Origin of the sequence: Collinsella ihumii, from assembly GCF_030385545.1 — a bacterium.
GTDB classification, from domain to species: domain Bacteria; phylum Actinomycetota; class Coriobacteriia; order Coriobacteriales; family Coriobacteriaceae; genus Collinsella; species Collinsella ihumii.
Window position 1 is genome coordinate 1 of record NZ_JAUEIQ010000012.1, and the last position, 14,167, is coordinate 14,167.

A 14,167-nucleotide genomic window follows, 5' to 3' on the forward strand; every position below is an offset into this window, starting at 1 on the left:
TCATTTTGCCCATTCTGTGTCATCGGCCCCCTTCGCCCTTCTCGGAAAACGCGACGATGCATACACGAGACGAGAATGGGCTCGTTGGGGTTCGTTTCAACCCATCGAGCGGGCCCGAACCGCTGCGTACTCAGATCCGCGTCGGCTCCTTGGTGTAGGAGTTCAGGATCTCGGCCCCGTCCTCCGTCACGAGCACCAGGTCCTCGATGCGCACGCCGGTACGGCCCGGCAGATAGATGCCGGGCTCGATGGAAAACGTCATGCCCGGCTCGACGACATCCTCGTTGACGGCGGAGACGTCGCCCGGCTCGTGATCCTGAAGGCCGATCGAATGGCCCAGGCGATGGGTGAAGTACGGGCCGTACCCGGCGTCCTCGATCACGCGGCGCGCGGCACGGTCGAGATCGCAGAAGCGAACGCCCGGACGAACCAGAGCCTCCGCCGCCTCGTTCGCGCGGCGCACGATATCGTAGATGCGCGCCGACTCCTCATCGGGCTCGCCGAAGAAGAAGGTCCGCGTCATGTCGGAGCAATAGCCCTCGTGCTGGCCGCCGATGTCGAACAGCACGACCTCGCCCGCGTGCAGCACCGTGTCATCCGGCTCATGATGGGGGTTCGCCGCATTCGCGCCGAAGCTCACGATCGGCGGGAACGAGAAGCCCTGCGCGCCGCGGGCCCGATACAGCGCGAGCATCTGCACGGCGATCTCGTGCTCGGTAACCCCGTCGTGCACGAGCGCGGGCAACTCGGCCATGACCGCGTCGTTGATGGCGCTCGACGCGCGCATGAGCTCGCGCTCGCGCTCGTCCTTGCGCGCACGGGTCTGCGCGACCGCGTACGAACCGAGGAAAAACGACGAGGCAGCGCGGCGCTCCTGCAGCGGGAGCAAAAACCCCGAGCGCATCTGGGCATCGACGCCCAAAGGGAGCTCGGGATCGATATGCTCCATGAGCACGCTCGCGATGTCATCGGTGTCGTTGAACACCACCACGTCCGCGTTGTCGTACGAATCGATGGGATACAGCGCGTTGTCGAAGATCACCGGGCGCTTGCCCGGTGCGAGCAGCACGCCGGAGAAGCGCTCGAACATCTCGGCATAGAAGCCCGTGAGATAGAAGATCGACCAGGGATCGGTCACGAGCAGCTGCGAGGAGGGATGCCCCTGCTCGAGCCGCTCCAGCACGCGCCCGACGCGTGCCTCGTCCACATGCGCCATAGGCGCCACCTCCCAATGAAAAAGGGGGACGAATCCCCCATAGCGTTACAGGATGCGGTATTCCACGGTGCCGACGCCCACGGAGATGAAATCGAGGGCGCGGGCGACGGCGGGCTGCATGTCGATCACGCGCCCGTGCGCATACGGGCCCCGATCGTTCACGCAGGCGACCACGGTCTTTCCGCCATAGCGGATCTCGACCTTCGTACCCAGCGGCACATCGAGCATGGCGATGCACATCGACGTCTCCGTCACCGGTTCGCCGCTTGCCGTGAGGCTACCCATGAGGCCGTCGCCGGTGCCGTAATGGGAGGCGACGCCGGTCATCCAGCCGCTCTCGGAGTCCGAGGTCGAGTCCTGCGGGGTTTCCGGGGCGGGCTCGGATTCCTGTGGCGTCTCGGATTCGGATGTATCCTGCGCGGGATCCTGCTCAGGCTGTTGGGAGATCGCGTCGTCGGCCGACTCGGTCGCAGCGGACGTCTGCTCGTATTGCTGCTGCATCTGAGCCTGGATGGCAGCAGCCTCGTCCGCAGCCTTTCTCGCCGCCTCCGCCTCGGCGGCGTCTTCGCTCGCGGCGCGCTCCTCGAGGGCAGCCTGCGCGGCGGAGACCTGATCCAGCGCCTCGGCGGCTTTCTGCCCTTCCGACAGCGCGTCGTCTTTCGCCTGGGTCAGCTCGGCCATCTTGGCGTTCAGCTCAGCCGAGGCCTCCTCGAGGTCCGCGAGCACGCTCGCGTTGTCATCCTGGATGGCGTTGAGGTACTTCATCTGCGTGATGAAGTCGGAGAACGAGGAAGCCGAGAAGAGCAGCGAGATGATGTTGCCCGACGTCTCGTGCATCTTGTAGAGACGCGAGGCCGCCTCGGCGGCGCGCTCGCGGTAGACGGGCATGACGTCCTGCTCGAGATGCAGAATCTCGTCTGCCTGCTGGGCGATCTGGTCGTTCAGCTCTGTCGCCCGCGCGATGGCGTCGCTATGCGTCGCCTGCGCCTGCGCGACCTGCTCGGTCAGGCGATCGAGCTCGACGGTCGTTTCCGCCGTCGCCGCATGGGCGACTGACACGAAGGGGCCAAACGCACCGGTAAGCCCGAGCACCGTCGCGAGCCCGGCCGTGCACGCGATGCGCGACCAGGGGCGAGACGGGCGCGAAGATACTGAGGACATGGGACTCATACGAAAAAGCTGCTCCTTACTCTTGGTTCAAGCATCAGTATAGGGCAAGCCTTAACCTTGAAGTTGAAGTTGAAGAATTTTCACATGAGTGGCATGGGGTGTTGCGTGGGGGTGGGGTTTGGGGAGGAGGTCGGAGGGATGGCGCTCCCCTCTTCGTGGGGTGCGTCTTGTTGAGGCTTGGGCTTGAGGGTGGGCGGGCTGGCGCGACGTGGCGCTTGGTGAGGCTTACTTGCCCATGACATCTGGAATGGCATAGCCGCTGTAACAAACCAGGATGATGCGCGGGGCAGTTCGATACAAGGAGGAACTTTGTCGTGCTGGACATCATGCACGACCAGCGCTTGGCGCCGGAGCGCGTACGGGGGTATCTACGGGCGTTGGGGTTCGTGTTTCCCCTGGAAGCGCTGGAGCCGTGTATCAGGAGCTAGCACGAGTGGATGCGGACGACAGGCAAAGACACTGACGGAGTCGGCAGGATGTGGGAGGTGCACAAGCAGTCGACCCATACGGCGTTGCGGGCATGCCGGGATTGGAGGCCGCTGCTGCTGAACGACAAGACGCAGGCGGTGTGTGACTGTCAGGAATTCACCGACTGGCTGGCGACCTACCTGGCGGAGAGGGGGTTCATGCCCGCGGAGCAGGCGACGATGATGTGCGCGTTCGGCATGGGCATGTGCGCGTGGGCGCTGTGGGTGGACGCCGACGCGAGCCGCGTGCGCATCCGGCACTACGACGCACGGATGGTGGCACCGCTGACGTGGGACGAGGAGGGAGTGGCCAAGTGCGCGTTCGTGACGGGGGCGTTCTACCAGGTGCGCGCGGTCAACCAACTGCAGATGCACCTGCGCGGCGATTCGGGCTACCGCATCGAGACGGCGTGCTTCGACAGGCGGGGCAACGAGGTCGAGCCGGTCGGGGCGTGCCCTGCGTACGCGACGGATTCGGAGTTGCCGACATTTGCGCTCGTCAAGCCGGCGATTGACAACACGAGGGTGGACATGGGCCCCTACGGGCAGTCGGTGTTCGCGGACGCCATCGACGCCATCCAGGCGGTGGACCTGGCGTTCGACGCTATGATCTCGGAGGTGGACAACGGGAAGATGCGCGTCTTCCTATCGGACGTGATGTTCGACCAGGAGGAGGACGGGCGCGGGCGCAAGGTGTCCATCCCGTTCGGGCGGCAGGACTGCACGGTGTTCCGGAAGGCCATGAGCACGGAGGACACGATACGGGAGTTCGCGCCGCAGCTGCGCACGGACGCGCAGGCGAAGGCCTTGCGGATGGCGCTGCAGATGCTCGGGGATTTGTGCGGATTCGGCATCAGCTACTTCGACTTCGACGGGGCCGGGTACGTGAAGACGGCGACCGAGGTGTCGTCGGACAACTCGGCGCTGATGCGGAACATCCGGCGGCACGAGCACGTGCTGGAGAAGGCGGTCGTGGGGATATGCCGGGCGGCGATGGCAGCATCGCGGTCGCTTGGCGTCTCGCTGCCGGACGAAGGTGACGTGCGGGTCAGCTTCGACGATTCGATCATCACGGACACTGCGGCCGAGAAGCGGCAGGACATGGCCGAGGTGGCTGCAGGGCTGATGCTGCCTAACGAATACCGCAGAAAGTGGTTTGGGGAAAGCGACGACAATAGTCGCTAAATGTCCGCCAATATGACTGCGGAAGATATTGAGGTGATATTACGAGAATTACCTCCGCCACATTGTGAAGCGCCGATAGGGATAAACGTCTCGGCGCTTCGGGCGAGGCAATGGGAGCTGCTACTCTTTAACTTTTACCGGCCAGGGATTCTTGATGTAGCGGCCCGGGTTTCGGCAGTTGAGTACTTTCGCATAATTTCCGGCGGCGGTGGCGTTTTCGGGAATGTCTTTCGTGACGACACTTCCTGCTCCAATGGTTGCATTCGATCCTATTACGACATCTTCTACAATGCACACGTTTGGACCTATATAGACATTGTCACCTATTTTTGCTGCATGATCATGATTGGATCCAATTGTAGTAAATTGTGATAGATTGCAGTTATTTCCTATCGTCACCGTTCCGTTTATCACGACGGGACCATCATGGCCGATGTACAGTCCGTATCCAATCTGAGCGCCGATGCCAATATCATTTCGCCTCGAACGAAACAGCCAGAGCAGACGACCGAGTAATCCCCCCCCCTGAGCTTTACGAAACGCTACCAAGTACCTAAAGCCGCTGCTCTTGAGATATTGCTTGATGAATTCTCTACCGCTTACTTTTCCCGACAATCTAAACAGATCGCTCGCTATGAACTCGTTCACGTTCCTCCTCGCTTCAAACGTTTATCTGCCAATCTTTGACATTTCTTCGGCATGGTCTATTCGCCACATGTTCAGCATCTCGCTTATGCCTGTCTCAGCAACCTCTTAATAATATTCCTTATCTTTTTCGGAACTATTGATTGCGCAATCCGTTTTATTCGATATGCTGTGCCACGCTCACGACCGCGCCAAAGCGTCTCTACTTCACCCCAGCCGCTATTGCGATAGGCATCGAGATAGGCGTCCCTATCTTCGGGCAGCTCGCTCGGATGTCGAAGTTGGTCGTTTCCCTTAGCGATGTCACCGAAGGAGACCTCGAATAGGTCGAGCCCGGAGCCGTGACGCATTAGGGACTTCTTGCCGCGCTCGGTGTTCACAAGCACGCAAGACACGCCCCGCTCCAAATCGAAGCGCCCGCCCTCCAATACGTCCGGTCTGCTGTGCTGCACCCCCCAGAAGTCGCCGACGGTGATGTCCGCCGGCCGCAGCGGGCCGGAGAACGGGCAGGAGTAGCAGCTGTCGCGCAGCGTCTTGAGGTTCAGGAAGAGGTCGTAATACGCGAAGTCGTGCGCCGGGATGAAGACCTCCTCGTCACGCGACGAGTCGGCAGCATCGAGTGGCCTCAGGAGGAGGAGGAGGAGGGAGTGGCCCCATCCGCTGCGCTTGCAGCGGAAGCGGAAGTCGACGACGCGCTTGCTCTGCTGGCGCTCGATCGAAGCCACGAGCGACCGGAACATGGCCTCCGACGGGACGCCGTGGCAGACGAGGTCGACCGTGACGAGGTTGGGCCAGTCGCGCCCGAGGTAGCCGCGCAGCCCCGCCACCTGGCATGGGGTGCCGGAGAAGAGCACCTCCCCGCCGGATTCGAGCCGCCTCTTCACCTCAGGGAAGCAGGAGCCCGCGTCGCTCTGGACGTACTTCGACCCCTGCAGGGCGGAGAGCCCCTCCGGATCCTCCGCCATGACGTGCCGGACGTGAAGGCCGTCGTCATCCCGCACGTACGCCGCGCCGAACACGGCCCCGCCACCATCCACGACCGAGCGAGCCAGCCCGTAGAACGCCCCCGCCGAGGCGGAAAGCGACGAGTCCCCACGGTAGCAGGCCGCGTACCACGGCCCCGAGGTCTCCTGCGCATAGCGGTTCTGCAGCCCGCAGGCCTTCCTGCACAGGCCGCAGCCTACGCACAGTCCGGCGTCGATGCGGGGATAGACGAACCCCTCCGGGCTCTCCTCCATGGAGATCGCGCCCTTCGGGCAGTGCGCTGCGCATGCCCCGCACCCGCAGCAGTTTGCCGGCTTCGCCCAAAGATCCCTTGTCTCCATCTACTTCCCCCTCTTGAGAACCGAACGGGCAATAGCCGGAACCCTTCTGACGATGGGCCAGTTGGCCGGCACCGAGTACGCAAGGGCGGCTACGATGCAGAGAGCGAGCGCCGCCGGTGCCCCCGTGTAGCAGTAGGCGTAGTAGAGCGCGAACACCGCCGCGAGCGCCAACAGGGCGACGGCACGCCCCTTGTAGTCCCGGTCGAGATTCGCGTGCTGGCGCACCTTCGCGAGCCGGTACTCGTTCACCGTGAAGGTCGCCGCTAGAGTGGCCACCGAGGCGCCCCACAGGCCGATCGCCGGGATGAGCAGGAAGCACAGCACGAGGCACAGCAGCGCTGAGACCACCGTGGTCGTCCCCATGATCCCCGTGTCGCGGTGCGCGGTGAAGATGCCGCCGTAGAACCCGGAGATGTTGCTGTAGTAGGTCGCGAGCAGCAGGATCGGGACGTAGAGCATGCCCTCGCCGTAGTCGCCCTCGACGAGGAGCCCGTACACCAGCGGCATGAGAGCCGTCATGACGAGGACCACGGCTGCCATAAAGCGGCGCAGCGCCCGGTACACCGCGTTGTAGAAGGCGACCTCGTCGCCATCGGAGCCCAGCGCCCGCGCGGAGCTCTCCTTCCACGACTGGTAGAAGAACCCGTAGACGGTGTCCATGACGTTCGGGAACTTGTAGGACACGGCGTAGACGCCCGCGGCCGATGCCCCCATCACGTTCATGATGATGAGACGGTCGACCATGTTCATGATGGTCCAGGAGACCTTGTTGGGGATGAGCGGCACGGCGTAGCGCACGAGGTCGACGGCGTAGGAGGCGTCGAAGGCCTTGGGATCGACATAGCGCCAGATGCGCTCGCGCACGAGAAACGCCAGCGCCGCCCCGCCCTGCGCGACCACCGTCGCCGAGAGCATACCCACCACTCCCCAGCGAAACACCGCTATGAACACGACGTTAAGCACGATGGTCACGGCAGATGCGATGAAGTTCATGAGTGCGTAAGAGGGCGTCTTGCCAAAACCCCTGAGCACCGCACCGGTCATCTGCAGGAGGGCCTGCGCGACGACGAGCGCGACCACCCAGGCGAGATTTCCCGGACGGAAAAGAGCCCACGCAGCAGCCGCCCCGACAGCGAACACCGAGCAGCCGACTACCATGGCGGCGCAGGAGCAAGTGACCGCACGCCGCTTTTGCGCATCGTTCTCGCAGTCGATCAGGAAGCGGAACAGCGCCTCGTCCATGAGGACGGAAACCACCGGCACCAGGAAAAGCGCGATGGTGTTGATATAGTCCACAGTTCCGTACTCCGCCGTTGAGAGTACGGAGGTGTACAGCGGCAGGAGGAGGAACGACACGAGCTTCGTCGCCATCCCACCGATAGCCAGCACGCCGGTGTTCTTTACAAGTCTCTTCGTTTCGTCCATACGCTACGACAGCGCCCTTCTGAGATAATCCCATGAACCTTTGCGCAGGTCGCTGAGCCTTCGATCGACCTCATTCCAATTCTCGTCAGCGACAGGAGAAGCATCGACATCCGCCACACTTCTCTTTAATATCCCTAATTTGCCTAGGAGGTTGTGCATGCGAGAAGCACTTTCGTCGGTTGCGAACACACGGAAGGGGCGGTGAAAGAGGATGGAGAACACTGTGGCATGAAACGAATTAGTGAGCACCGCATCCGCATGAGCTATGAGCGAAACGAACTCCTCTGGGCCTGCGCCAAAGAGATTCACCGAGTTAGGGATGTGTAGATCCTTCTCGGATATGTAGTAGATGTATGAACCTTCGTTCGCCATCGCCGTTGCGCTCTCGATGAGCTCAGGGCATTCCCGAAGAAGGTACGTGAAGATGTAAGGTCCCTCCTTGATATACGCATTCGCCATGCCGGCGTAGGCGTCGGCATCGAGCAGGAGCGTGGGATCGAGCGTGACCTCGATTTTCTTGTTAACGAGTGGCTGGAATAGTGGGACGGTTTCCCCCTCGCGTACCGAGAGGTAATCGAACTTCGACAGCAACTTCGCCACTTTGCCCTTGTCGAAATTCTCCGGTCTGAACGAGGTGTGTGCCAAGCTGGGGGCATAGGCGACGCGACGCTTGTCCCCTGCGAAAGAAAGGAAGAAGGGCTCGACCACCCCTTGGGTGCAGTCAAGATTCCATATTTGATCGCTCCCACACACAAAGCAATCATTTTCTCTTTGCAACACTTCAAGTTTCTTCTCGTTCCTCCAGTCAAACCTTCTCGTTAGTTGGAAGCGTTGAGCAGCGAACTTTTTGAAGGCGACTTCTCTAGACCAAAAGCGTTTGAAACGTCGAAGCGTTCGGATCGTCTTGCGTGGATGCTTGGGGTCTATTAATCGATATTGCTCCCAATTGTTTGAACGGTAATCAATAAGGTGCACGCTATGACCAAGTTTCGAAATCGCCTCTTGAATGGCATACGCCTGGAGCGCAGACCCAAAATTATATGAACAATGGAATGTCACAATGCCAATCCTCATTGGCACCACGGTCCAATCTCTGTCATTTCGCTATCCTCCACACTTCAATTCATACTTTTTGTATAAGCGCGCAATCATGGCGGATTTCAATACCTGTGCAGAGCTATCATTCAGCGCCAGTGTTTAGCTTGCTTCGGCGCCGTTTCATCCACCCTCTTGCCGTTCGTAACGCCCCGCCAATTCTCTGAGTGACGTGCTGAATGAATAGACCTGGCAGTACGTATCGCTTTTTCAATAAGACAAGAGACAAGCGATGAAGACGAACATGTTTCCCTGCAAACCGAGACATCTGTGGAACTGCTTCCAAAATGCACGAGTTCTCAAGTAGATTTTTCCATGTCCTTGTGGCCTTAGCCAGTTTGAAGATGCTAAGTGATGCCGACCTTCTAAACTGGAAGAAAGCTTCCTGGGCTACCAAGTTTGCCTTCTCGTGCTCGAGCCGCATTTCATCAACTGCAACCACAAAGTCGTTTAGGCTCAGGGCGTCATCGGGGGAAGCATTCCCTACAGTTGATGAAAGACCTAGATCCCAATAGTAGATAGGGACATCTACTAGAGCTATCTCGCTGTCTCCCATTGTGTCTAGAACGGCTAGATTGAATAGCCGATCTTCCGAAAAACGCAAACAAGGAGGAAAGGGCAGACCACCATGTCCCTCCGCTGCTTCTATGACCAATCTTCTCCGAAAAAGACGTGCCCAACATGCATTCCACTCGAAGCCTTGAGACTTGATGGAATCGTAGCCGATTGACTTCCCTTTGATTAGCGCATCTTTTAACACCGATGCAGTAATCTTGGTCGATGTATGATTACCGTCGACGGATGATATGGATACCGTAGAATCCTCGAGATCGCTTCTCGTCATCGAAAAGATGAGATAATCGACCGAGTTGCCATACTGATTCAGCGCGTCTTTTGTTACCCCGTCCCATCCAGCTAATAGATAGTCGTCGGCGTCAACAAACATCAACCATTCCCCGTGCGCAATTGATATTCCGGTGTTGCGGGCGGACGAACGACCCATATTGTCTTGATGGATTACAGTTAACCTGCTATCCGTTAACGCGATTGAGTTTGCGACTGAAATGGTGTTGTCTTCGGATCCATCATCAACAACAATGACTTCAAGATCTTTTCCCTTCCAAGCGCTTATGCTCATCAACGCACGCTTCAAGGATTCAGCAGCATTGTATGCAGGAATAACAATCGAAATCACAGGCGAAGCACAGTTTTCCCTCCTCATTTTGAAGCTCTTGTTTATCACGTAGTTTGCTCGCTTCTCTTCTAAGAAGCGATCATTGTTACAAAGTGCCACTTTGTGATCCCCTTTGCAGATTAGGCGGCTGTAGCCGCAAGACACCAGAGGGCGTAGTTCGATGTTCGGAGCGCAATGAGGACGTCGTCCCATCTGTCGCCAAGCGTGGTTCCCATTCCTTCAAATTCCGAGATAGATGCCAAGAGGGAGCAGCAGGCAGTGAACATCGCGAGTTTCTCCTCCTTAGTCAGTGCGACTGTTCTAGCAAGCATCAACGGGCCCATGTGCATTACGACTTGGTCGAGAATATGCTGCCCATACCCAATGCCAAGTTGTTCACACCAGCGAAGCATTTCCTCAATAACCCAATAGGTATCCAGCCCCTTCTTCTGAAAGTGATAACGCTTTGATATGCTTCCCCGATGCTTGCGGTACTCGTAGAGCTCTTCGTCTATGTAACGGTTTCTGAATATCGGATCTATGCAAAACGCCTGAACTGTGTCCTCAAACCAAAACCCCTCGGGGAACTCGATTCTCCGCCATACTTCACGCGAATAGATACGACCCCAAGGAGCACCGTGACTCCTCTGACCCTTATGCGATGAATGTTTCGAGCCATCTGCCGACACCGTGAGGTAGTCCGCTGTGACAAAATCACATCCGCCCTTGTCGTACTCGCGGCACAAGGTTTCTATCGCGTTTGGCACGAGCATATCGTCGGAGTCAACGAACGAAATCAACGCTCCCCTCGCTTTTGAAATACCGATGTTTCGTGCCCCAGAAAACCCCCTATTACTTTGGTGGATGACGCATAAGCGAACATCATCCAGAGCAAGACGGTCGAGGATGTCGCCTGTGCCATCGGTCGATCCATCGTCGACCGCAATAACCTCGACAGAACGAGAGGTCCTTTGTCCGAGTACCGACCTGACGCACTTTTCGACGTACGCCCGGGCGTTGTAGCAAGGGATAATAATGGTGACATCCGCCTCGGGATCACTTGGCCAATCCCTAGACGCTGGCAAGTCGCAGGCTGCCGGCCTAGGGGATGCGTTCTCTAGAACAGTCCGCGCGCTTTCCGTAGACGGAAGCACAGTGCGGCCACGGTTTACCGCCCATTTTCTCACCATACGGTACAGGCCGCCTGATCTAAGGGCGGCACGGGCGGCTTTCATGAGTATCTTGATAAGCAGCCCCATTTTATCCCCGTGATGACTTCGCTTGATTAGATAACACCGGACGCCATGCATGATGGCTTTCTTTTGGTAGAATTCCGCCGGCCAAAAAAAGCAATGGTACGCAAAGCACTGGGTTGAGTGCGTGAACCTCGGTGACTCCGAATAGCAGAAGCACTAGAATTAGAGGAAGTTCTATCCCAAGTCGTGAGTCCTCTCGACGCGTTCGAGCAAAAACACACCAACAGAAAAATCCCGAGAATACGAGACCAAATACGTATAGGCCCGATGCATAAACGCAGTCCAGGGTTCCGAAATAAGATACCCATCCTGTGCTGCTCACGATTCTCGACGGTTCAAACTGCTGGCCAAGAATTGTGATGCCTTGAGTCACAAAGCAGTTATGCCAAAGCGAGACCCTTCCTGTAAGCAAACTTCCTAATGAGTCCCTATATAGTGGGCCAGAAATCAAATAGACCAGCACAAACAGCAGGATTGGCATGACACCGACAAAGTGCGTTACCCAACGACCTGAAAACAGGCCCCGTTCCCGCTGAACGGCAAAACAGATTATTTCGAGCAACGTGAGGGTGAACGAGGTCCTTGAATCTGTAAACAAAAACGTTGCTGCTGCAATCAACGCCAACACAACAAAAGAGGAGAATCTTAGCCATTCATAACGCAGATACATATATATGCCACACATCATCATAACGATTGCCGCAAACATATTGGGATGACTAAAGAAGAACGAGAATCTCGCAGTTCCCCCTGCGTAACGATAGGAATAGCTCAGCCTGTCAGGTTCTAGAATGGCTGTTATTCCCGATACCACTACAAGATAGGCTACCGACATGGCCGTTACGGCAAACCATAGTTTTGCAATATCTCTGACGTTACCTGCTGTTGCGGCGGCGATTATGCAAAGTGTCACTGTCAGGGGAATCGTTTCTCCCGACGCAAGGTAGGCATATGCACAAGCAATAATGATTAAAAGAAGGGGGATAATCCTTTTCCCATATTCTTTTGAGTGAAAGAGTACGTGGAAGAGTAGAAATATCGAGCCCAACAAGAGAAGACCATCATCAAGCAGCTCGGGCAAAACGAGCAGTGATGTCATACTGAAAAAAGACCTAATGTAGATGCATAGAAATCCAACGACAAATGTCGCTGACAACTGTAGGATTGAGCTCCGATTCGAAGCAGTTCCAAGCTTGACAGCCGTATCTTCCGTCAGGATAGATTTTGCCATTTTATTCATCTTTGCTCTCTTGTCATAACATCGCGAGTAACATTGAAGAGGCTTATAGCGCCATTACGAATCCCTTTTACTTTAATTTCCCCAATGGTTCTCCCAATGATCTGCGCGATTCGACGTCCCAAAAATGGGGCTAGTAAACGCACAATCTTTTGCTTTACTCTGAGTTCAGGCTCAGTCCAGCTTCCCGATGATTGATGGATACTGTAGGTGTCCCTCTTGATGTGATAGCCGCCGATGCCATATACCGGATTGAACGCGCTTGACGGAAGTAGAGTCCAATCACCAACTGTTTGCCATTCATCCTTATGTGAATAGCCAAGCTTTTCAAGCTCGGCAACGAAGACATCGTTCACCGTATTACGGATAAGATATTCTGGATCATCAATAAAGCTCATAACCTCATACCGGGACAGAACGGATGCGACCACAGGGTCGTGCGGTCTTGCAACGAGGATTAGACCAGGGGCAACCATTCTCGACAACTCTTCAATTGCAGATAAAGGTGAATAATCCTCAACAAGTGATGTGATGTCCCTTATCAGTTTGCTCCCTAGATCCATGTATACGCCGCCGTAGTCGTAAATCATCTTGAACCGGGCGTAGTCGGCCACGAAGGCATACTTTTTTGCGTCGTACGCTTTCCTGGTCCAGTCGCAGGAGGTCACGTCGAATGTCGTTTCGTCGCATCGACGAATCTCGAAGCCCGGGGCGAAGCGCTCCCACGAAGCCAGGGTCTTTTTCGCCGATTTAGAAAGCTCTCCGCCGCCGAACCAGCAGTAATGAATTATCTTGGGCACTTCTTGTAACGATTCGTCTTCGGCCATGTTTTGCCTGGTGCCATTCAAATTCTGCAGAGATGTCATTACTGCACCCCTTCATAGATCTCAAGAGTTCGGGTGACGGCAGAATCCCAGCTGTACTTGGTTGACACACGAGAGCTGGCGGCACGCCCCAAAGAAGCGACATGGCGACAATCCCCAAGCAGGGATTCGAGCACCGCTCGCAAGTTTGCAACCTGTCCGCATCCGAAGACAGCTCCCGTCTCAGCGATGACTTCCGCGCATTCGGGAATGTCGCTCGTGACGCAGCAGCGGCCATGCGCCATGGCCTCGAGCAGGCTCATGGGCATACCCTCCACGTCGGAGGGCAGGACGTAGAGATAGGCGTTGGAGTAGAGCTCCTCCAACATCCGGCCCTCGACGAACCCCGTCATGATGACGCGCGGGTCGAGCTCGGCGCAGGCGCGCACCTCCCCATAGAACCCCGATGTGTCGGACGACCCGCCCGCCATCACCAGGCGTTTGTCGGTGTCCAGTTGACGAAATGCCTCCAGCAGCAGCTCGGGGCGCTTCTCGGGCACAATGCGGCCGAGGTAGAGAAGGTAGGAGCCCTCCGAAAGCCCCCATCGTTCGGCGATAAGGTCGGCGGGGACGCGCTTCGCAATATCAACGCCGTTGGGCACGAAGTGGGTCTCGCGGCCGTACTCGCTCTGGAAGTAGTCCTGCACAGACCTCGACAGCACGATGAGGGCATCAGCCTTCTGGGCCGCCATCCGCTCACCGCGCTTGATAACGCGGGAGGCAACGCCGCCCCACTTGGCGCGCTGCCAGTCGAGCCCGTGGATGGTTGCCACGGTGCGAACGCCCGCGCGCGCAGTGAGCGGCAACGCGTTGCAAGGCCCCTCGGCGTGGTAGTGGATCACGTCGGGGCGATTCTTCAATGCCGCGCGCGTGGCGGCGTAGGCCGACGTCAGGGCGGCGAGCCCCTTGACGTCGACCGTCCTGACGGGCACGACGCGCACGCCCTCGTACTCATAGGGCTCGGTCGGCGCAGGATTGCCGTTCACGTCGGTGCCGCTGCGGTCATAGCAGATCACCTCGTGCCCGAGCGCGGCCATGCGGGTGGCGAGCTCGGTCACGACGACCTCGATCCCGCCCTCGCGCGAGCCCGTCCTCTTCTGTCCGATCAT

General features: G+C 57.7%; 12 protein-coding genes. 1 reads left to right on the forward strand and 11 read right to left on the reverse strand.

What is annotated here, in order from left to right; translation table 11 throughout:
* Window positions 1–130: 130 nt before the first annotated feature.
* Together QVN30_RS10440 and QVN30_RS10445 are read right to left on the reverse strand one after the other, a co-directional pair.
* On the reverse strand, window positions 131–1,216 hold the full coding sequence (locus QVN30_RS10440) for a M24 family metallopeptidase (RefSeq protein ID WP_289836303.1): 1,086 nt from the start codon (window positions 1,214–1,216) through the stop codon (window positions 131–133).
* A 45-nt stretch (window positions 1,217–1,261) separates the two neighbouring features.
* Window positions 1,262–2,377: an RlpA-like double-psi beta-barrel domain-containing protein gene (locus QVN30_RS10445; protein ID WP_289836304.1), complete on the reverse strand. Its 1,116-nt coding sequence runs from the start codon at window positions 2,375–2,377 to the stop codon at window positions 1,262–1,264.
* A 485-nt stretch (window positions 2,378–2,862) separates the two neighbouring features.
* On the opposite strand from QVN30_RS10445, the gene QVN30_RS10450 reads away from it, so the two are divergent.
* Entirely contained in the window at window positions 2,863–4,038 is a 1,176-nt protein-coding gene (locus tag QVN30_RS10450) for a phage portal protein (RefSeq protein ID WP_289836305.1), read from the forward strand.
* A gap of 120 nt (window positions 4,039–4,158) precedes the next feature.
* On the opposite strand, the gene QVN30_RS10455 is transcribed toward QVN30_RS10450, so the two are convergent.
* The 9 genes from QVN30_RS10455 to QVN30_RS10495 form a co-directional block, all read right to left on the reverse strand.
* Window positions 4,159–4,686 (reverse strand): serine acetyltransferase, encoded by a 528-nt coding sequence (locus tag QVN30_RS10455; RefSeq protein ID WP_289836306.1) that lies wholly within the window; start codon window positions 4,684–4,686, stop codon window positions 4,159–4,161.
* A gap of 83 nt (window positions 4,687–4,769) precedes the next feature.
* Window positions 4,770–6,008 carry a Coenzyme F420 hydrogenase/dehydrogenase, beta subunit C-terminal domain gene (locus QVN30_RS10460; protein WP_289836307.1) on the reverse strand — a complete coding sequence of 413 codons (1,239 nt, stop codon included), beginning with the start codon at window positions 6,006–6,008 and terminating at the stop codon, window positions 4,770–4,772.
* The gene (locus QVN30_RS10465; RefSeq protein ID WP_289836308.1) at window positions 6,009–7,433 is read right to left on the reverse strand and encodes a lipopolysaccharide biosynthesis protein; all 1,425 of its coding nucleotides are present in this window, start codon (window positions 7,431–7,433) and stop codon (window positions 6,009–6,011) included. It abuts the gene before it with no gap.
* A gap of 3 nt (window positions 7,434–7,436) precedes the next feature.
* A complete protein-coding gene (locus QVN30_RS10470; RefSeq protein WP_289836345.1) occupies window positions 7,437–8,507 on the reverse strand; it encodes a polysaccharide pyruvyl transferase family protein in 1,071 nt (356 codons plus the stop codon).
* A gap of 106 nt (window positions 8,508–8,613) precedes the next feature.
* Window positions 8,614–9,822, reverse strand: a complete 1,209-nt coding sequence (locus tag QVN30_RS10475; RefSeq protein ID WP_289836309.1) for a glycosyltransferase family 2 protein — start codon at window positions 9,820–9,822, stop codon at window positions 8,614–8,616.
* A 20-nt stretch (window positions 9,823–9,842) separates the two neighbouring features.
* Window positions 9,843–10,961, reverse strand: coding sequence for a glycosyltransferase family 2 protein (locus QVN30_RS10480; protein WP_289836310.1), 1,119 nt, complete (start codon window positions 10,959–10,961; stop codon window positions 9,843–9,845).
* 1 nt (window position 10,962) lies between these two features.
* Window positions 10,963–12,198, reverse strand: coding sequence for a hypothetical protein (locus tag QVN30_RS10485; RefSeq protein ID WP_289836311.1), 1,236 nt, complete (start codon window positions 12,196–12,198; stop codon window positions 10,963–10,965).
* Window positions 12,195–13,061, reverse strand: coding sequence for a glycosyltransferase family 32 protein (locus tag QVN30_RS10490; protein WP_289836312.1), 867 nt, complete (start codon window positions 13,059–13,061; stop codon window positions 12,195–12,197). The genes QVN30_RS10485 and QVN30_RS10490 overlap by 4 nt, the downstream gene beginning before the upstream one ends.
* On the reverse strand, window positions 13,061–14,167 hold the full coding sequence (locus QVN30_RS10495; protein ID WP_289836313.1) for a glycosyltransferase family 4 protein: 1,107 nt from the start codon (window positions 14,165–14,167) through the stop codon (window positions 13,061–13,063). The genes QVN30_RS10490 and QVN30_RS10495 overlap by 1 nt, the downstream gene beginning before the upstream one ends.